Source organism: Pseudarthrobacter sp. LMD1-1-1.1 (genome assembly GCF_040676255.1).
In the GTDB taxonomy this organism is placed as follows: Bacteria; Actinomycetota; Actinomycetes; order Actinomycetales; family Micrococcaceae; genus Arthrobacter.
In genome coordinates, this window is record NZ_JBEGHP010000012.1 from 491,957 (window position 1) to 509,673 (window position 17,717).

Consider the following 17,717-nt stretch of genomic DNA (forward strand, 5'->3'; position numbering starts at 1 on the left):
GTAAACTTGATGATTGTGACTTCCCAAAACACCCCCGCGCCCAAGAATGCCCAAGAGCCCATCGACGCCAGCGAGCAGATGCGGATCCGCATGGAAAAGCGCGCCAAACTTCTTGAGCGCGGCACGGAGGCGTACCCCGTGGGAGTGGAACGCACGCACTCCCTGGCCGAGATCCGGGAAAAGTACGCCCACCTCGAGGCGGACGACACCACCGGCGACATCGTAGGCGTCACCGGCCGCGTGGTCTTTGTCCGCAACACCGGAAAGCTTTGCTTCGCCACCCTGCAGGAAGGCGGCACCGACGGTAAGGGAACGCGCCTGCAGGCCATGCTGAGCCTGGCCAACGTGGGCGAGGAAGCCCTCGCCGACTGGAAGGCCCTGGTTGACCTGGGTGACCACGTCTTCATCAAGGGCGAGGTCATCTCCTCCCGCCGCGGCGAACTGTCCATCATGGCCGAGTCCTGGTCCATGGCCTCCAAGGCACTGCGCCCGCTGCCCGTCCTGCACGCGGAACTCAACGAGGAAACCCGCGTCCGCCAGCGCTACGTTGACCTGATGGTCCGGGACGAGGCCCGCGAGATGGTCTACACCCGCGCGGCCATCACCCGGTCCATCCGCGAAACGCTGTTCCGGCACCGCTACGTGGAAGTGGAAACGCCCATCCTGAACCTGGTCCACGGCGGCGCCCTGGCGCGTCCGTTCGAGACCCACATGAACGCCTTCGACCAGAAGATGACCCTCCGCATCGCCACCGAGCTGTACCTCAAGCGCGCCGTGGTGGGCGGAATCGACCGCGTCTACGACATGGGCCGCGTGTTCCGCAACGAAGGCGTGGACTCCACCCACAGCCCCGAATTCACCACACTTGAGTGCTACGAGGCCTGGGCGGACCAGTTCGTCATGGCCGAGCGGATCAAGGAAATCATCCTCGACGCCGCGGACGCCGTGGGTGCCGGACGCGTCCTGCAGACCGAGGCGGGGGAGATCAACCTCGACGGCGAGTGGACCTGGCTGGCCGTCTACCCCGGACTTTCCGACGCCGTTGGGCAGGAAATCACCCCGGACACCTCCGCTGAGGTGCTTAGGGAGCTTGCAGCCAAGCATGACGTCAAGGTGGATCCCAAGTGGGACGCCGAGAAGCTGGCAGTGGAGCTCTTCGGTGAAATCGTGGAGCCCACCCTGCTGAACCCCACCTTCGTCTACGACTACCCGCCCTCCGCGCAGCCGCTGGCCCGCCCGCACCGCGAGGACGGCCGCCTCATCGAAGCCTGGGACCTCATCATCGGCGGCATGGAGCGCGGCACCGCCTTCTCCGAACTGATCGACCCCGTCATCCAGCGCGAACGGCTCACCGAACAGTCCCTGCACGCCGCTGCCGGCGACGTCGAGGCCATGCAGCTTGACGAGGACTTCCTGCGCGCCCTCGAATACGGCGCTCCTCCCATGGGCGGCATCGGCCTGGGCATCGACCGGCTGGTGATGCTCTTCACCGGAGCCGGCATCCGCGAAACCATCCTGTTCCCCCTGCTGAAGCCCGAAGGGCACTGACCATGGAATACGTAGCAGTCATTCTTCCCTCCCTCGTGGTGGGCCTGCTTTTCTGGTTCGCCATGAAAGCAATCTTCAACGCGGACAAGGCCGAGCGGCAGGCGGAAGCCCGCGCCCAGGCCGAAGCGGATTCCCTCCCGGTGCAGCCCACGGAGCAACCGGGTTCGGAATCCAAATAGATAAACCCCCTGCTTTCCGGTTTTATCCCCAAGGAACCATTAGGCGCTTTGACGCGTTGCCAAGATAAGAGTCATACTTTTTTATGGGAAACATCCTGCTTTTCTGAAAACCGAACTTTCCAGCAAGAGGAAGACCTAAATGGCACAGAAAGTAAACATCATCCTCGTTGATGATCTGGATGGGGGATCCGCAGACGAGAATGTTAAGTTTGGCCTCGACGGGGTCAACTATGAGATTGACCTGTCGGCAGCCAATGCCGCTGAACTCCGGTCTTCATTGGAGAGGTTCACCACTGCCGCGCGCAAGGCATCCGGAGGCCGCGTCCAGCGGGCCAAGGCAGCCACGGGAGGCCGCAGCCACGACTCGGCGCAAATCCGGCAATGGGCGCGGGATAACGGCTACACCGTTAACAGCCGCGGCCGAATTCAGGCCGAAATCCAGGAAGCCTACCAAAAGGCAAATTCCTAGGACTGCCTTTAGCTCCGCCGAAACCCCGCTACCGCCGCCAGGCGGGGCGGGGTTTTTCATTTTGAGTAATTACTGCTACGGAAGGCCTTCGCACAGGGTCCTTTGGCCCAATTGTGCCGTTGCGCATGAACGGGTGCTGCCGGCCATTATTCGCTTGGCCGTGAGCGCTCCGGCCAGCGCCTTGCCCGGGGCTGCCCCGTCTTTGCTGGCCCGGTCCACAGTGCCGCAGCTGGCCGCCGCCGTTATTCCCGCAAGGGGCGCGGTTTCCCCTGTGGCGAACACGCTCCACAACTCAGGGGCGGCCACGTAGCATCAAAGTACGTCGTAGCTAGGAGTGTGGCGAAATGTTTGAGCGATTTACGGACCGTGCCCGTCGCGTAGTTGTGCTTGCCCAAGAAGAGGCACGCATGCTGAACCACAATTACATCGGTACCGAACACATCCTCTTGGGTCTGATCCATGAGGGTGAGGGCGTTGCCGCCAAAGCTCTTGAGTCTTTGAGCATTTCGCTCGACGGCGTTCGCGAGCAGGTGCAGGAGATCATCGGACAGGGCCAGCAGGCTCCCTCCGGCCACATCCCCTTCACCCCCCGTGCCAAGAAGGTACTGGAGCTCTCGCTGCGCGAAGCCCTCCAGCTGGGCCACAACTACATCGGCACGGAGCACATCCTGCTCGGCCTCATCCGCGAGGGTGAAGGCGTTGCCGCACAGGTTCTGGTCAAGCTCGGCGCCGACCTCAACCGGGTCCGCCAGCAGGTCATCCAGCTCCTCTCCGGCTACCAGGGCAAGGAAACCACCGGCGCAGGCGTCGGCGGCGGACAGCCTGAAGGTGCCCCTGCCGGTTCCGTGGTCCTGGACCAGTTCGGCCGCAACCTGACCCAGGCTGCGCGCGAGAACAAGCTGGACCCGGTCATCGGCCGTGAGCAGGAAATGGAACGCGTCATGCAGGTCCTTTCCCGCCGCACCAAGAACAACCCGGTCCTCATTGGTGAGCCCGGCGTCGGCAAGACCGCCGTCGTCGAGGGCCTGGCCCAGGCGATCGTGCGCGGCGACGTCCCGGAGACCATCCGCGACAAGCAGCTGTACACCCTGGACCTCGGTTCCCTGGTGGCAGGCTCCCGCTACCGCGGTGACTTCGAAGAGCGCCTGAAGAAGGTCCTCAAGGAGATCCGCACCCGCGGCGACATCATCCTGTTCATCGATGAGATCCACACCCTGGTGGGTGCTGGTGCCGCCGAAGGCGCCATTGACGCAGCCTCGATCCTGAAGCCCATGCTGGCCCGCGGCGAGCTGCAGACCATTGGCGCCACCACCCTAGATGAGTACCGCAAGCACATCGAGAAGGACGCCGCGCTGGAGCGCCGCTTCCAGCCGATCCAGGTCAAGGAACCCTCCGTGGCCCACGCCATCGAGATCCTTAAGGGCCTGCGCGACCGGTACGAGGCACACCACCGCGTCACCATCACCGACGGCGCCCTGGCGTCCGCCGCCAGCCTGGCCGAGCGCTACATCTCTGACCGCTTCCTGCCGGACAAGGCCATCGACCTGATCGATGAAGCCGGTGCCCGACTGCGCATCCGCCGCATGACCGCTCCGCCGGAGCTCAAGGCCATGGACGAGCGCATCGCCAAGCTGAAGATGGAGAAGGAATCCGCCATCGACGCCCAGGACTTCGAAGGGGCAGCTTCGCTCCGCGACAAGGAGCAGAAGATGATCTCCGAGCGGGCGGAGAAGGAGCGCCACTGGAAGTCCGGCGGCATGGATGACATCTCCGAGGTGGATGAGGATCTCATCGCCGAGGTGCTGGCCAACTCCACCGGCATCCCCGTCTTCAAGCTGACCGAGGAAGAGTCCTCGCGCCTGCTCAAGATGGAAGAGGAACTGCACAAGCGCGTGGTGGGCCAGGATGAGGCCATCAAGGCACTGTCCCAGGCCATCCGCCGCACCCGTGCAGGGCTGAAGGACCCCAAGCGCCCCGGCGGCTCGTTCATCTTCGCCGGCCCCACCGGCGTCGGCAAGACCGAGCTCGCCAAGGCACTCGCGGAGTTCCTGTTCGGTGAAGAGGACGCCCTCATCACGCTGGACATGTCCGAGTACTCCGAGAAGCACACCGTTTCGCGGCTCTTCGGTGCCCCTCCGGGCTACGTGGGCTACGAAGAGGGTGGCCAGCTGACCGAGAAGGTCCGCCGCCGTCCGTTCTCCGTGGTGCTGTTCGACGAAGTGGAGAAGGCCCACGCGGACCTCTTCAACTCGCTGCTGCAGATCCTGGAAGACGGCCGCCTGACCGACTCCCAGGGCCGCGTGGTGGACTTCAAGAACACCGTGATCATCATGACCACCAACCTGGGTACCCGGGACATCTCCAAGAGCGTTGCCACCGGCTTCCAGTCCGGCACCGACACGCAGACCGGCTACAACCGCATGCGTGCCCGTGTCACGGAGGAACTGAAGCAGCACTTCCGCCCCGAGTTCCTGAACCGTGTTGACGACGTCGTGGTGTTCCCGCAGCTCACGCAGGACGAGATCATCGAGATCGTGGACCTGTTCGTGACCCGCCTGGAGAAGCGCCTCAAGGACAAGGACATGGGCATCGAGCTCACCAAGGCCGCCAAGGTGCTCCTCGCGACCCGCGGCTACGACCCCGCCATGGGTGCCCGGCCGCTGCGCCGCACCATCCAGCGCGAGATCGAGGACCAGCTCTCCGAGAAGATCCTCTTCGGCGAGATCCACACCGGCGACATCGTCGTGGTGGATGTCGAAGGCGAAGGCGACGACGCGAAGTTCACCTTCGCCGGCAACGCCAAGCCGCGCATCCCGGAAATCGCCCCGAGCGTCTAAGCGCCACAGCCAAAGCCCCGCCACTCCCACAAGGAGCGGCGGGGCTTTCGCTTTGCCGCCTCTCGCCCGGCACAGGCGGCCCGTACCCGCATAACCGGTGGTGTCCGGCAACGGTTATGCGGGCCAGGGCCGTCCATAGCGTTGGGCTGTCCGTGGAACTGAGAGTGGCGGCTGTGCTCCAGGCCACAAAGCGTGTTGAATCGGGGCATGGCTAATCAGAATCCGGCGATCCCGGACGAGCAACCACTGACCCCTTTCCACGACCTCGACCACTACCTGTCCATCCCGCGGGTAAGCGGCCTCGCCCTGAGCCCGGACGGCTCCCGCTTGGTGACCACCGTCGCCACCCTGAACGGAAAGGGCACCGAGTTTGCCACCGCCCTGTGGGAGCTGGACCCGGCCGGCCAGAAGCACGCCCGGCGCATCACCCGCAGCGCCAAGGGCGAAGCAGGCGCGGCTTTCGCCGCGAACGGCGACGTCTACTTCACGTCCGCGCGCCCCGACCCGGACAGCCCCGATGAAGAGGCGGTCAATGCACTGTGGCTCCTTCCAGCAGACGGTGGGGAAGCCCGCGTGGTCCTCAGCCGGCCCGGCGGCGTCAGCAAGGTGATGACCGCCAGGAACGCTGATGCGGCATTCGTGGCAGCCGAGGTACTGGCAGGGTCGGCCGATGAGGAGGACGACGCCGAACGGCGCAAATCCCGCAAGGACAGGAAGGTCTCCGCCATCCTGCACAGCGAATACCCGGTCCGCTACTGGGACGCCGACCTTGGCCCCGGCCAGCCGCGGATCTTCGCCGTGGAAGCCGGGGCAGACAAGGGGCCCGGCAAGCCCACAACCGTTGACGCCACAGCTCCCCTGGTCCTGCGCAACCTCACGCCCGACGCCGGCCCGCGGCTGAGGGGGGCCGAGACAGTGGTCAGCCCCGACGGGAAGACCGTCTACAGCAGCTTCACCAAACCCCTCGCCAAGGCGGACAGCCGCTCCGTCCTGGTGGCGGTGGATGTGGCATCGGGCAGCCTCAAAGTGCTCCTGGACCAGGAGGGCATGAGCTATTTCCCGGGTCCGGTCAGCCCGGACGGCAAGACCCTGGTGGTGATCAGTGAAAGCGACTCCACCCCGCAGCAGGCTCCAGAGGTCAGGATGCACCTCCTGGACGTCTCCGGGGGAGCAGGGGAGCCCGGCGGCCTCCAGCCACTGGCCCATGACTGGGACCGCTGGCCCAGGCCGGCAGCGTGGCTTCCGGACGGTTCCGCCCTCCTGGTCACGGCGGACGACGACGGCGCGTCGCCGGTCTTCCGGGTCAGCGTTCCGGCGGCTGCCGCCGAGGTGGGTGTTGCCCGGGTGACGCAGGACGCGGCGGCCTACTCCGACGTCGTTGTTTCGCCGGAGGGGCGCTATGCCTACGCGCTGCGCAGCTCCTACGAATTCCCGCCCGAAGCTGTGCGGATCGATGTGGCCACCGGGGAAACCACCCGGCTTCCAGCCCCTGCCGACCGGCCGTCCCGCCCGGGCCGGCTGGAACGGATCGCCGCCACGGCTCCGGACGGCTCCCGGGTTCCGGCCTACCTTGCCCTGCCCGAGGGCGCATCAGCAGAGGAGCCCGCGCCGATGCTGCTCTGGATCCACGGCGGCCCCCTGGGATCCTGGAACGCCTGGACCTGGCGGTGGAATCCCTGGCTCCTGACGGCGAAGGGCTACGCGGTGCTGCTCCCGGACCCGGCATTGTCCACGGGCTACGGCCAGGCCTTCATCCAGCGCGGCTGGGGTGCCTGGGGCAAGGCGCCGTTCACCGACCTCATGGCCGTCACGGACGCGGCGGTGGAGCGGTCGGACATTGATGAGGCCCGGACTGCTGCGATGGGCGGCTCCTTCGGCGGGTACATGGCCAACTGGGTGGCGGGCAACACGGACCGGTTCAAGGCCGTGGTCACCCACGCCAGCCTTTGGGCGCTGGACCAGTTCGGACCCACCACGGATGCCTCGCAGTACTGGCTGAAGGAAATGACCGAAGAGATGGCGCTGGAGAATTCACCGCACCTGCACGCCGGGAAGATCAGTTCGCCCATGCTGGTGATCCATGGCGACAAGGACTACAGGGTGCCCATCGGGGAGGGCCTGCGGCTCTGGTACGAGCTGCTGTCCAAGTCGCGGCTGGCGGCAGACCAGGACGGGCAGACCCCTCACAGGTTCCTCTACTTCCCGGACGAGAACCACTGGGTCCTCCAGCCGCAGCACGCCAAGGTCTGGTACCAGGTGGTGGAGTGGTTCCTGGCGAAGAACGTCCTGGGCAAGGAGACCGAGCTGCCGGCCGAGCTGGGGCTGTAATTTCCCGCCAACAGGCGCAAGGCGTCGATCGCCGGGGAAGATTGCGAGGCGAAGGGGGCTGGGGCATTTACGTAGCGTGCGTCTAAGCGAGGAACGAGCGAGCACGCGGTAAATGCCGCAGTCCCCGAGCCGGAAGCCTTCGCCTCGTAGGATTGCCTTGTGACCGACTCCTTCCGCATCCGCCCAGCACGCACCAGCGACGTCCCCGCCATCAAGAAGCTGGTGGCGCCCCTGGCCGAGGAACGCATCCTCATGGCGAAGGAGACGGTGGCCTACTACGAGAGCCTGCAGGAGTTCCGCATCGCCGAGTCGAGCGACGGAGAAATGATCGGCTGCGGGGCGCTGCACGTCATGTGGGAGGACCTGGCTGAAATCCGCACCCTCGCGGCCTCCGGGCAATGGCGTGGCAAGGGCGTGGGCCACGTCCTGGTGGAGAGCTTGCTGGAGGAGGCCCGCGCCCTCGGCGTGTCCCGGGTCTTCTGCCTTACCTTCGAGGTGGACTTCTTCAAACGCCACGGGTTCGAGGTGATGGCGGACCAGTCCGCAGTGGACCCGGAAGTGTATTCGGAGCTTCTGCGTTCGCACGACGAAGGTGTGGCTGAATTCCTGGACCTGGCGCGGGTCAAGCCGAACACCTTGGGCAACACCCGGATGATCCGCACCCTTTAGGCAGCCCTGGGGCCGCCCGAGGCATACCCCTCTTGGTTTTACTCGAATTGATGGATAAACTGCTGGAGGCCGATATGTGGGGGGCCTCAGGGAAGGGACAGTCATTGGGGGCTGTCCCTTTGCTGCGTCCGGGACCCGCCGCCGGCGGACGCGGCCGGAAAACCCGGGCCGGAGGAACCTACCGCCACCTGCGATCCCGGTAGTAGGGTCAAAAAACACATCCTTCAGGAGCACAGCCAGGAGCACCGCCATGAAGAAACTCATCAACGATCCAAAAGCCGTTGTCCAGGAAGCTGTCCAGGGCTTTGGCCTGGCACACGCCGGACTTGTCACCGTCAGCGAAGACCCCATCTACATCACGCGCAAGGACGCGCCAGTGGCAGGCAAGGTGGGGCTGGTTTCAGGCGGCGGCAGCGGGCATGAGCCGCTGCATGCCGGCTATGTAGGGCGGGGAATGCTCGACGCCGCGGTGCCCGGGGCGGTGTTCACCTCACCTACCCCGGACCAGATCCTTCCCGCCACCCTCGCAGTCAACTCCGGTGCCGGCGTCGTGCATATCGTCAAGAACTACACCGGGGACGTCCTGAACTTCGAGACCGCCGGCGAACTGGCCGAGGCTGAGGGCGTAAGCGTCCGGACCGTACTGGTCAACGACGACGTCGCGGTGGAGGACTCGCTGTACACCGCCGGCCGCCGGGGAGTGGGCGGCACCGTGCTCGTGGAGAAGATCGCCGGCGCCGCTGCCGAGCGTGGTGATGGCCTGGACGCCGTGGCCGCCATCGGCGAACGGGTCAACGCCAACGTCCGGACCATGGGCGTTGCGCTGTCAGCCTGCACTGTGCCGCATGCCGGCACGCCAAGCTTCGACCTCGCCGAGGATGAGATCGAGATCGGGATCGGCATCCACGGCGAACCCGGCAGGCACCGGATCCCCATGGAAAATGCGGACAGCATCACCAACCGCCTGCTGGAACCCGTCCTTGCCGACCTCAAGATCAGTTCCGGTGACAAAGTACTGCTGTTCGTCAACGGCATGGGCGGCACCCCGCTGAGCGAGCTCTACATCGTGTACCGGCGGGCGGTGCAGGTGTTGGCGGATGCCGGCGCCACGGTGGAACGTTCGCTGGTGGGCAACTACATCACGGCGCTGGAAATGCAGGGATGTTCCATCTCCGTCCTCCGGCTCGACGACGAGCTCACCGAACTCTGGGACGCCCCCGTGCACACCCCCGCCCTGCGCTGGGGCGTGTAGCCGTGATGCTGGATGCCAACTGGGCCGTCAAGTGGCTGACCTTGTGCGCGCAGGCCATGGCTGAACACCGCGTTGAACTTATCGAACTGGACCGTGCCATCGGGGATTCGGACCACGGCGAGAACATGGACCGCGGCTTCCAGGCGGTCCTTGCCAAGCTCGGTGAATCCGCGCCCGAAACGCCGGGGGCGGCGCTGAAGATGACAGCCATGACGCTGATGTCCAAGGTAGGCGGCGCGGCCGGCCCGCTCTACGGGACAGCGTTCCTTCGCGCCGCCACCGCTCTGGGTGATTCCGCCGAGATTGACCCCGCTGCCTGGGCCGGCGCCCTGGAGGCCGCCAGGGACGGCATCGTGGCGCGCGGCAAGGCGGAATCCGGGGACAAGACCATGGTGGATGCGTGGACGCCGGCAGTTGATGCCGCCCGCGCCGCAGCCGACGGCGGCAGCAACGATGTGCTGGGCGTCCTGGTGGCAGCCGCTGAGGCAGCGGAGGCTGGGGCGGTGGCCACCGATCCGATGGTGGCACGGAAAGGCCGCGCGAGCTATCTTGGCGAACGCAGTGCGGGCCACCGTGACCCGGGAGCAGTGTCCAGCGCGTTGATCCTGCGTGCTGCCGTTGGGGCGGCTGCGTGACTGTCAGCATCGTGGTGGTGTCGCACAGCGAAAAAATTGCCAACGGCGCCGTGGAGCTTGCCGCCCAAATGGCGCCGGATGTAGTCATCCTGCCAGCCGGGGGCACCGACGATGGCAGGATCGGCACCAGCCTGGAGAAGGTCCTCGCCGCCCTGGAAAAGGCCGGGGGACAGGCTGGCGGTGGAACGTCCGGGCAGGCCGGCGGGGATGGCGCCGGGGCAACTGGCACCGTGGTCCTGACAGACCTGGGATCAGCCGTGATGACCGCGGAATCGGCGCTCGAGTTTTTGGAGAATCCCGCCGGTGTCCTGCTTGCCGACGCGCCGCTGGTGGAAGGCCTGGTGGCCGCGGCCGTCGCCGCGCAAGGTGGTGCGGACGTCCATGCGGTCCTCAAAGCGGCCGAAGGCGTGCGCGGTCCGGCGCGCGAACCGGAGCGGGGCGGGGCGGGAGCCGAACACGAGCCTGTCAGCAGCGCCCCGCCGGACTTCACGGGCGACTTTGAGCTGGTGAACCAGGCCGGCATGCATGCCAGGCCTGCTGCGAAAGTGGCAGGGGGCCTGGCTTCGCTCGACGCCGAGGTCACCATCAACGGCGTGGACGGTGCGTCCATGACCGGATTGATGACCCTGGGCGCGGGCAAGGGCACCGTGCTGCACGTGGAAGCGTGGGGCGCGGATGCTGAACGGGCTGTGGAGTATGTCGGCGGCCTGGTGGAGGCCGGCTTCGGCGAGCCCTGAGCTCCCTGGCCGTTCCTGGGAATAAGCTCGATGGCATGGAACGGCCGCTTGCAGACAACACCCCGGAAATCGAAGTGCTGGACGGCCAAATCTCCATGGAGGAACTGCTCGCCGAACTGGGCTTCAACTGGAGCGCTGAACCGGTGGGCAGCGGCGCCGCGGCCGGAGCTTCCGACGACGGGACCTTCACCCAGCCGGCGCTTTTCTAGCCCCGCGGCTTTTGGGATGCCGGCTGCTGATGCAGCCCGTCGCCGTCCAGCGTAAGCGATGCCGACAGGAACTTCCCGCACTGCTCACCGAACGGGTACAGCGCCTGAGGGCGGAACTCCAAGGTGCGGACGGCCAGCGCTGTCCCGTCAGGAGCTGTGCCGGAAGCGGTCACCGTCATGGGTGATTCCGTCAGGGTCTCCAGCATCAGCGTGGCCACCTTGGTGCCGTCGGGAGAAGCCGTGGCCGAGCAGGCGCCCTCTTTCGTGCACCCCTGGTCCACGGAGGAGCTGCCGGGGCGGAGTTCGACGCCGGACTCTTTGCAGGTGCCGTCCTGGCACGCCCGCAGATGCAGCGTCTGCACCTGGGAGGAGTAGCCGGCGGTGACTGTCACGGCCACGGAGGTGGCCTGCGCAATCGCCGGGCAGGCGCTGCCGCCGGGCCCGCAGGCGGAAAGGCACACCGCAGCCATCCCCAATGCCACCAGCATTCCGGGCTTGTGCATGCCTTCAGGCTACCGCGCCGGCGGCACACTCAGCCCATTGGAAAAACGCCGATGAACCAGAACGAGGCGACGGCGAAGACCGCGAAAAATGCGATCAGGCAGCCCATGGCCGTGCGCGGCTCCGAGGACACCTGAAGTGATTCGTTGGGGTTCGCCGGGTTGTAGGCCACCTCGATCAGCGAACCGGGAACGGGCTGCTCCACCCCGGAGATTTCGGACTTGCCCATGAAGAGGGTGCCCTGAGGATCCGTGAACTGGTACGTGGGGAAGTAGCGGAGGTTCCGGTTGGAGCCGCCCACGCCGCTGGTCCACCCGGTTGCGCTGCCGGTGACGGTTGCCTGCGCCTTGGGCCAGGATGCCATCTGTTGTTCCTGCCGCTTGGTCCGGCGCGACGCATGGAGCAGCGAAAATATCGCCGCGGCAACAAACAGTGCCCAGACGATGTACAGAATGGTCTTCATGGCTTCCCCCGGTTCCGGTCACCAAGAAGTATGCCATCCCGGCCCCGCGCCGCCGGTGGGTCAGGCAGGAAGCCGGTAGCCGCCGTCGTGCATCTCTGCCAGCCCGTCCGCCAGCAGCCCCGCCAGCGCCCGCTCCAGCTGTTCAGGGGCGGAGTTGAGGCGGTGCAGCGCGGCCAGCGGCACGCCGATTCCTTCCGGGGCGAAACCAAGGTCGGCAGGTTCACGCTCGAACATGTCCGGCGGCACGGGCGAGTCCGCCAGCCGGAGCACGGCCAGCACGGCGCCGCGGACCTGGCGGTCGGTGCCGTGCCATGCCTGCCCCTTGGGAACGTACGACGGCGGGGGCTCACCCGCCGCCAGCCACGCGCAGGAGTCTTTGACCGGGCAGGCAGCGCACTTCGGCGCCCTTGCCGTGCACACCAAAGCCCCAAGCTCCATGACCGCAGCGTTCCAGCGCACGGAAGTTTCGTCGTCGTCCGGCAGCAGGGCGGCGGCCAGGCGCATCTCCGCCGCGGTCAGCGCCGGGGCGGGAATCGCGACGCCGGAGACCAGCCGGGCGTGCACCCTGCGGATGTTGGTGTCCACCACCGTTTCCCGGCGGCCGTACGCGAACGCTGCCACTGCGGCGGCGGTGTAGCTGCCCACCCCGGGAAGGGCCAGCAGCTCGGCGTGGGTGTCCGGGACCCTGCCGCCATGCTCCTGCACGATCGCCGTGGCTGCGGCGTGCAGCCGAAGCGCTCGGCGGGGGTAGCCCAGCCGGCCCCACGAGCGGACGGCTTCCCCTGCCGGTTCGCCCGCCAGCCCGGCCGGGGTGGGCCAGCGCTTAAGCCACTCATGCCAGACCGGAAGCACCCGGACCACGGGGGTTTGCTGCAGCATGATCTCGCTGACCAGGACGCCCCACGCGGAGCAGTCCGGTTCGCGCCAGGGCAGGTCACGGGCAATGCCGGCGAACCAGCCGTTGATCCGGTGGTGGAGCAGCTCCAGGTTTGCGGGGTCCGCCGGAGCGTGCTTTGCGGGGGAGGTTTGAGTGTCGATGCCAACACTGTAGTGGATGGGTTCCGGCAGCCCGCAAACCGGTTGTGACCAGCGCGATGGGCCTGCGGCGGCGTGGTGGCAGCGCAGATCCGGCGGGTTTCCCTAGCCTAGGAGGATGGGCAGGCAAGGCAATTCATCAGCGCGCGGCACGGCATCGGGTTCCAGCAGCGTCCGGAAGCCCAGCGCCGCTGTGTACCGCCGGCGACGGATGGTTGTCGGTGGTGCGCTCCTGCTGGTGATCGCGCTGGTGGCCGGCGGGTTCGCGCTCGCCGCAGCGTTCACGGGCGGATCCCAGAAAGCATCCTCCACCCAGCCTTCGTCCACCGAAACCGCTTCGAACCCGGCCGCATCCCCGTCTGCTGCCCCCACGCCCTCCGCGGCTCCGTCCGCCACGCCGTCGCCCACTGCCCCGGCGACCCCCACCTGCAACCAGAACCTGGTGACTGTCTCGGCCGCCACGGACAAACCCGCCTACGGCCCGGGGGAAAACCCGCTGCTCACCCTGAAGGTGACCAATGGCGGCACCGTGCCCTGTGAAGTCAACATCGGAACCTCCCAGATGGAGTTCCTGGTGACCAGTGGCTCTGACCGGATTTTTTCCTCGAAGGACTGCCAGGCCTCCAGCGAGGACCTGGTGAAGGTGATTGCGCCCGGTGCCAGCGAAACCGCCAACTTCCCGTGGAGCCGTAACCGCAGCGCCGATGGCTGCAAGGCCGTTGCTGCGGCCCCCGGCGGCGGCGGGGCGTACTACATCTTTACCGCGAAGCTGGGTTCCCGAGCCAGCCCCAAGGCCGTCTTCCAGCTGAACTGAGCTGCCTCTTCATCGATTGCTCCGTAATTGTCGTTTTCAGGCTTCATAACGACAACTACGGAGCAATCGATGGGTGTTATCCCGGGGCGTCTAGAGGAAGCGGTCCAGGAGGCTTGCCTCGGCCATGCGGCTGAGGCCTTCGCGGACGGTACGGGCGCGCTGGTCGCCGATCCCGTCAACGGTCATGAGGTCATCAATGGTGGCGGCCATGAGGTACTGCAGGCCCCCGAAATGGTCCACCAGGCGGTCTGCCACGGCCTTGGGGACTGCCTTGAGGCCGGACAGCAGCCGGTAGCCGCGGGGCTGGACCACCGCGTCGAGATTGGCTTCGCCGCCCGCAAACCCCACAATCGCGGAGATCTTGCCAAGGTCGATCAGTTCCGTGGGGCCCAGGCTGACAAGTTCATGGACGGCCTTGTCGATGTCGTCCGCGGAGGCATTGGGGCTGGCGTAGTCACGGATGATCACGTCGCTGCCGGGGCCCCTGCCCACGGTGAGTTCGTCGAGCTGCAGGGAGAGGAGCCTGCCGTCCTCGCCCAGTTCCAGCACATACTGCGAGATTTCCTCGGAGATGCGGCGGACCATTTCCTGCCGCTGGAGGGTCACGGCCACGTCCCGCACCGTCACCATCGCCTCGATTTCCAGCGCAGACAGCGAACTGGTGACCTGGTCCAGCCGGGCGCGGTAGCGCTCCAGGGTGGCCAGGGCCTGGTTGGCGCGGGCAAGAACGTTCTCCGAGCCCTCCAGGACGTGGCGGAGACCGTTGACGTAAAGGGCAATGATTTGCATGGATTGGCTGACGGAGATCACCGGGACCCCGGTCTGCTTGGCCACCCGTTCCGCGGTGCGGTGGCGGGTGCCTGACTCCTGGGTTTCGATGCTTGAGTCCGGGACCAGCTGGACCGCCGCGCGCAGGATGTTGCCCGCGTCCTTGTCGCAGATGATGGCACCGTCCATCTTGGCCAGTTCCCGCAGCCGGGTGGGCGAGAACTCGATGCCGATATCGAATCCGCCGGAACAGATGGAATCGATGGTGCGGTCGGAGCCCAGGACGATCAGTGCGCCGGTCCGCCCGCGGAGGATCCGTTCCAGGCCGTCCCGAAGCGGTGTTCCGGGTGCAACCCTGCCCAGAGTGGCCTTCAGCGACTCTTCGGGGCTCCGCGCCATAGGTGTTTCCCTTCAAAGGTGCGGACCGCCGCCCGCAGGAATGCCGGCATCTGCAGGTGGCCGGCAGGATCAAAAAAGTGCTCTGATTCCCGCAAGCTCAATGATAGGGGTAAGAAGCCCAAGTTCCGCACGGGCAAGCCCCAAAGTGCCCCATTAGGGGGTAGCCGGACAGGCCGTAAAAGTGCCCCCTGGATGTCATGCGGGGCAGGCACTTTCGCTCCGTTCAGCCGCGGTTCCTGCCGCCCGGCTCAGGCAGCCCCTGCCAGGAGCGTGACCGTTTTGGTGCTGCTGTCCCACAGCCGGGCTGCCGTACAGCGGCCCTCCACGCGAAGGTCCAGCAGGTCCATGGCCGTCCCGAGTTGATGGCCGGGAATGCGGCGGGAGATGGTGACGTGCGGTGTCCATGCCCCCGGCAGGGTGAGCGGCAATGCACCTGCAAGCCCTTGGTGGAGGTGGCGGTGCAGATCCAGCAGGGGAGCGGTCAGCAGGACAGACCGGGCCAGCACGTACCTGCCGGCTCCGGCGGGAAAGATGATGGCGCCGGAAAGGATCATGTCCAGGGGCAGCGCCTGCCAGGGCCCTTCCTGGCCGGCCTGCAGGTCCGCTCCTGCGGCAAGCGTGATGTGTGGACTGTTGCTGGGTGAGGTGTGCGCTGCCAGGCTGGGCAGGCCGGCGGCTTCGAGCCGCGCCCAGTCGGCCCTGATAAGGGCGTCCGTGCGGTCATCAAAGACCAGTTCGATGCTGCGCATAAGCACATCATGCCGTTACCCACTGCCCCTTTCCGCGACGTGGTGTGCGCGCCGGGAAAGCCGGGCCGCGGCCGCGGGGTGTTTCAGCGCCTGCGCTCCCTGAGCATCCGCTCCAGATCCCTGCTGACTTTCGAGAGGGACGCGGCTCGGAGCGCCTTGTGTTCCGCCGCCGTCTGGACGCCCCGTTGCCGCAGCGGGGCGGAGGGAATGGCTCCGCCGGGCCCCTGCGCCCCCGCACCAGCCGGGCCGGCGGCCAGGTTGGTGGCCAGCGGATCAAAGAAAAGGTTCCCGGAGAACGTGGCGCCATGCATCATGCGCCCACGCTAACCGTCCGGCATTTCGCGGCTTTGAACTGCCGGTTTCGCCTGCGTTAAGCGCAGCCCATGCCGGTTTGCCGCCCTGCGATAAACTTGTACTTTGGCCGTTTGCCAATCCTGATTCCCCGCCCTCGAGTCGCAGCGCAGAACCCGAATGGCCCCTGGGCAGCCACAACCGCAGCGAAAGTAGCACCGTGTCCCAAGATGTCCTGACCCCCGCCCGGATCTCCGAGATTCACAAGCAGGCGGGCCGCCGCAGGACCTTCGCCGTCATCTCCCACCCGGACGCCGGTAAGTCCACGCTCACCGAGGCGCTGGCCCTGCACGCAAAGGTGATCGGCACCGCGGGTGCCTCCAGCGGCAAGGCCAACCGGAAGGAAACGGTCTCGGACTGGATGCAGATGGAGAAGGACCGCGGCATCTCCATCAGCTCCGCAGCCCTGCAGTTCTCCTACCGGGACACTGTCATCAACCTCCTGGACACCCCCGGCCACGCCGACTTCTCCGAGGACACCTACCGCGTGCTCGCCGCCGTGGACTGTGCCGTGATGCTGGTGGACGCCGCCAAGGGCCTGGAAACCCAGACCATGAAGCTCTTCGAGGTCTGCAAGCAGCGCAACCTGCCCATCATCACGGTCATCAACAAGTGGGACCGGCCCGGCCTGGACGCACTGGCGCTGATGGACGAGATCACCGAACGCACCGGCCTGCAGCCCATGCCGCTGACCTGGGCCGTGGGCATCTCCGGCGACTTCCGGGGAGTGTGGGACCTGCGGAATGACCGCTTCGCCCGGTTCCAGCGCAACAACGCCGGCGCGCAGATCGCCATCACCGAATACTTCACGCCGGAGGAAGCCGCCGAGAGCCAGGGCAGCAATTGGTCCGACGCCGTGGACGAGGCAGGCCTGGTGATCGAGTCCAACCTCGAGTTCGACGTCGAAGCCTTCCACGCGGGAAAGGCCACCCCCATCCTGTTCAGCTCCGCCGCACTGAACTTCGGCGTCAAGGAGCTGCTGGACGCCCTGGTGGACTTCGCTCCGCCGGCGTCCCCGCGCCCCGACGTGGACGGTGCGGCCCGCCCGGTTGAGTCGCCGTTTTCCGGCTTCGTCTTCAAGGTGCAGGCCGGCATGAACAAGGCGCACCGCGACCACGTGGCCTTCATCCGGGTCTGCTCCGGCGTTTTCGAGCGCGGCATGGTGGTCACCCAGACCCGCACCGGCAAGTCCTTCGCCACCAAGTACGCACAGCAGGTGTTCGGCCGGGAACGCGAAGTGATCGACGAGGCGTATCCCGGCGACGTGGTGGGGCTGGTCAACGCGTCATCACTGCGCGTGGGGGACAGCCTGTTCCTTGAGGAACCGGTGGAATACCCGGCCATCCCGCTGTTCGCCCCCGAGCACTTCCAGGTGGCCCGGTCCAAGGACCCCAGCAAGTTCAAGCAGTTCCGCCGCGGCATCGAGCAGCTCGAGCACGAGGGCGTCATCCAGGTGCTCCGCTCCGACGTCCGCGGCGACCAGGCGCCGGTGCTTGCCGCCGTCGGGCCCATGCAGTTCGAGGTGGTGGAGGACCGCATGGCCCACGACTTCAGCGCCCCCATGCGCCTGGAACGCCTGCCCTACTCGCTGGCCAGGATTTCGACGGCGGACGCCATGCCCGCGCTGGCCAACGTACCGGGCGCGGAGGTGCTTTTGCGGTCCGACGGCGAATACCTCGCCTTGTTCAACGACGTCTGGGCGCTCCGGCGGATCGAGAAGAACCATCCGGACCTGACACTCGTGCCCATCGGCACGCACAACCCGGCGAAATAA

The 17,717-nt window shown here is 66.6% G+C and carries 18 protein-coding genes; 12 read left to right on the forward strand and 6 right to left on the reverse strand.

What is annotated here, in order from left to right; translation table 11 throughout:
* Positions 1-9 precede the first annotated feature (9 nt).
* The 10 genes from lysS to MRBLMD1_RS07875 all read left to right on the forward strand — a co-directional run bounded on the left by lysS (position 10) and on the right by MRBLMD1_RS07875 (position 10,863).
* Complete coding sequence (gene lysS / locus MRBLMD1_RS07830; protein WP_364398645.1) at positions 10-1,548, forward strand: lysine--tRNA ligase; 1,539 nt, start codon at positions 10-12, stop codon at positions 1,546-1,548.
* Between the two features lie 2 nt (positions 1,549-1,550).
* Complete coding sequence (locus MRBLMD1_RS07835; RefSeq protein ID WP_307492758.1) at positions 1,551-1,727, forward strand: hypothetical protein; 177 nt, start codon at positions 1,551-1,553, stop codon at positions 1,725-1,727.
* Between the two features lie 139 nt (positions 1,728-1,866).
* Positions 1,867-2,196 (forward strand): histone-like nucleoid-structuring protein Lsr2, encoded by a 330-nt coding sequence (locus MRBLMD1_RS07840; protein WP_159634309.1) that lies wholly within the window; start codon positions 1,867-1,869, stop codon positions 2,194-2,196.
* 344 nt (positions 2,197-2,540) lie between these two features.
* A complete protein-coding gene (locus MRBLMD1_RS07845) occupies positions 2,541-5,033 on the forward strand; it encodes an ATP-dependent Clp protease ATP-binding subunit (RefSeq protein ID WP_159634306.1) in 2,493 nt (830 codons plus the stop codon).
* A 207-nt stretch (positions 5,034-5,240) separates the two neighbouring features.
* Complete coding sequence (locus MRBLMD1_RS07850; protein WP_364398648.1) at positions 5,241-7,361, forward strand: S9 family peptidase; 2,121 nt, start codon at positions 5,241-5,243, stop codon at positions 7,359-7,361.
* Positions 7,362-7,520: 159 nt separating this feature from the next.
* Positions 7,521-8,030 (forward strand): amino-acid N-acetyltransferase, encoded by a 510-nt coding sequence (locus tag MRBLMD1_RS07855; protein ID WP_159634302.1) that lies wholly within the window; start codon positions 7,521-7,523, stop codon positions 8,028-8,030.
* A gap of 250 nt (positions 8,031-8,280) precedes the next feature.
* Positions 8,281-9,282, forward strand: coding sequence for a dihydroxyacetone kinase subunit DhaK (dhaK, locus tag MRBLMD1_RS07860; RefSeq protein WP_159634300.1), 1,002 nt, complete (start codon positions 8,281-8,283; stop codon positions 9,280-9,282).
* 2 nt (positions 9,283-9,284) lie between these two features.
* Positions 9,285-9,917, forward strand: a complete 633-nt coding sequence (gene dhaL, locus MRBLMD1_RS07865) for a dihydroxyacetone kinase subunit DhaL (protein ID WP_364398651.1) — start codon at positions 9,285-9,287, stop codon at positions 9,915-9,917.
* Positions 9,914-10,654, forward strand: a complete 741-nt coding sequence (locus MRBLMD1_RS07870) for an HPr family phosphocarrier protein (protein WP_364398653.1) — start codon at positions 9,914-9,916, stop codon at positions 10,652-10,654. The genes dhaL and MRBLMD1_RS07870 overlap by 4 nt, the downstream gene beginning before the upstream one ends.
* Positions 10,655-10,689: 35 nt before the next feature.
* Positions 10,690-10,863, forward strand: coding sequence for a hypothetical protein (locus tag MRBLMD1_RS07875; protein WP_364398655.1), 174 nt, complete (start codon positions 10,690-10,692; stop codon positions 10,861-10,863).
* Here MRBLMD1_RS07875 and MRBLMD1_RS07880 read toward each other — a convergent pair.
* The 3 genes from MRBLMD1_RS07880 to MRBLMD1_RS07890 are packed head-to-tail and all read right to left on the reverse strand — an operon-like array spanning position 10,860 to position 12,706.
* Positions 10,860-11,366 carry a hypothetical protein gene (locus tag MRBLMD1_RS07880; protein ID WP_159634294.1) on the reverse strand — a complete coding sequence of 169 codons (507 nt, stop codon included), beginning with the start codon at positions 11,364-11,366 and terminating at the stop codon, positions 10,860-10,862. The two genes, MRBLMD1_RS07875 and MRBLMD1_RS07880, sit on opposite strands and share 4 nt — an antisense overlap.
* 29 nt (positions 11,367-11,395) lie before the next feature.
* Positions 11,396-11,827, reverse strand: a complete 432-nt coding sequence (locus MRBLMD1_RS07885; protein WP_159634291.1) for a DUF3592 domain-containing protein — start codon at positions 11,825-11,827, stop codon at positions 11,396-11,398.
* Positions 11,828-11,887: 60 nt separating this feature from the next.
* On the reverse strand, positions 11,888-12,706 hold the full coding sequence (locus MRBLMD1_RS07890) for an A/G-specific adenine glycosylase (RefSeq protein ID WP_364398658.1): 819 nt from the start codon (positions 12,704-12,706) through the stop codon (positions 11,888-11,890).
* A 274-nt stretch (positions 12,707-12,980) separates the two neighbouring features.
* Between MRBLMD1_RS07890 and MRBLMD1_RS07895 the strand changes: the two genes are divergently transcribed.
* Positions 12,981-13,676 (forward strand): hypothetical protein, encoded by a 696-nt coding sequence (locus tag MRBLMD1_RS07895; RefSeq protein WP_364398660.1) that lies wholly within the window; start codon positions 12,981-12,983, stop codon positions 13,674-13,676.
* 90 nt (positions 13,677-13,766) lie between these two features.
* Here MRBLMD1_RS07895 and disA read toward each other — a convergent pair whose 3' ends face one another.
* From disA to MRBLMD1_RS07910, 3 genes are all read right to left on the reverse strand, one after another.
* Positions 13,767-14,843, reverse strand: coding sequence for a DNA integrity scanning diadenylate cyclase DisA (gene disA / locus MRBLMD1_RS07900; RefSeq protein WP_159634285.1), 1,077 nt, complete (start codon positions 14,841-14,843; stop codon positions 13,767-13,769).
* Positions 14,844-15,091: 248 nt separating this feature from the next.
* Positions 15,092-15,592, reverse strand: coding sequence for a 2'-5' RNA ligase family protein (locus MRBLMD1_RS07905; RefSeq protein ID WP_159634282.1), 501 nt, complete (start codon positions 15,590-15,592; stop codon positions 15,092-15,094).
* Positions 15,593-15,675: 83 nt separating this feature from the next.
* Positions 15,676-15,906 (reverse strand): hypothetical protein, encoded by a 231-nt coding sequence (locus tag MRBLMD1_RS07910; RefSeq protein WP_159634277.1) that lies wholly within the window; start codon positions 15,904-15,906, stop codon positions 15,676-15,678.
* A gap of 197 nt (positions 15,907-16,103) precedes the next feature.
* Here MRBLMD1_RS07910 and MRBLMD1_RS07915 point away from each other — a divergent pair, with 197 nt between their 5' ends.
* A complete protein-coding gene (locus MRBLMD1_RS07915; protein ID WP_275181936.1) occupies positions 16,104-17,717 on the forward strand; it encodes a peptide chain release factor 3 in 1,614 nt (537 codons plus the stop codon).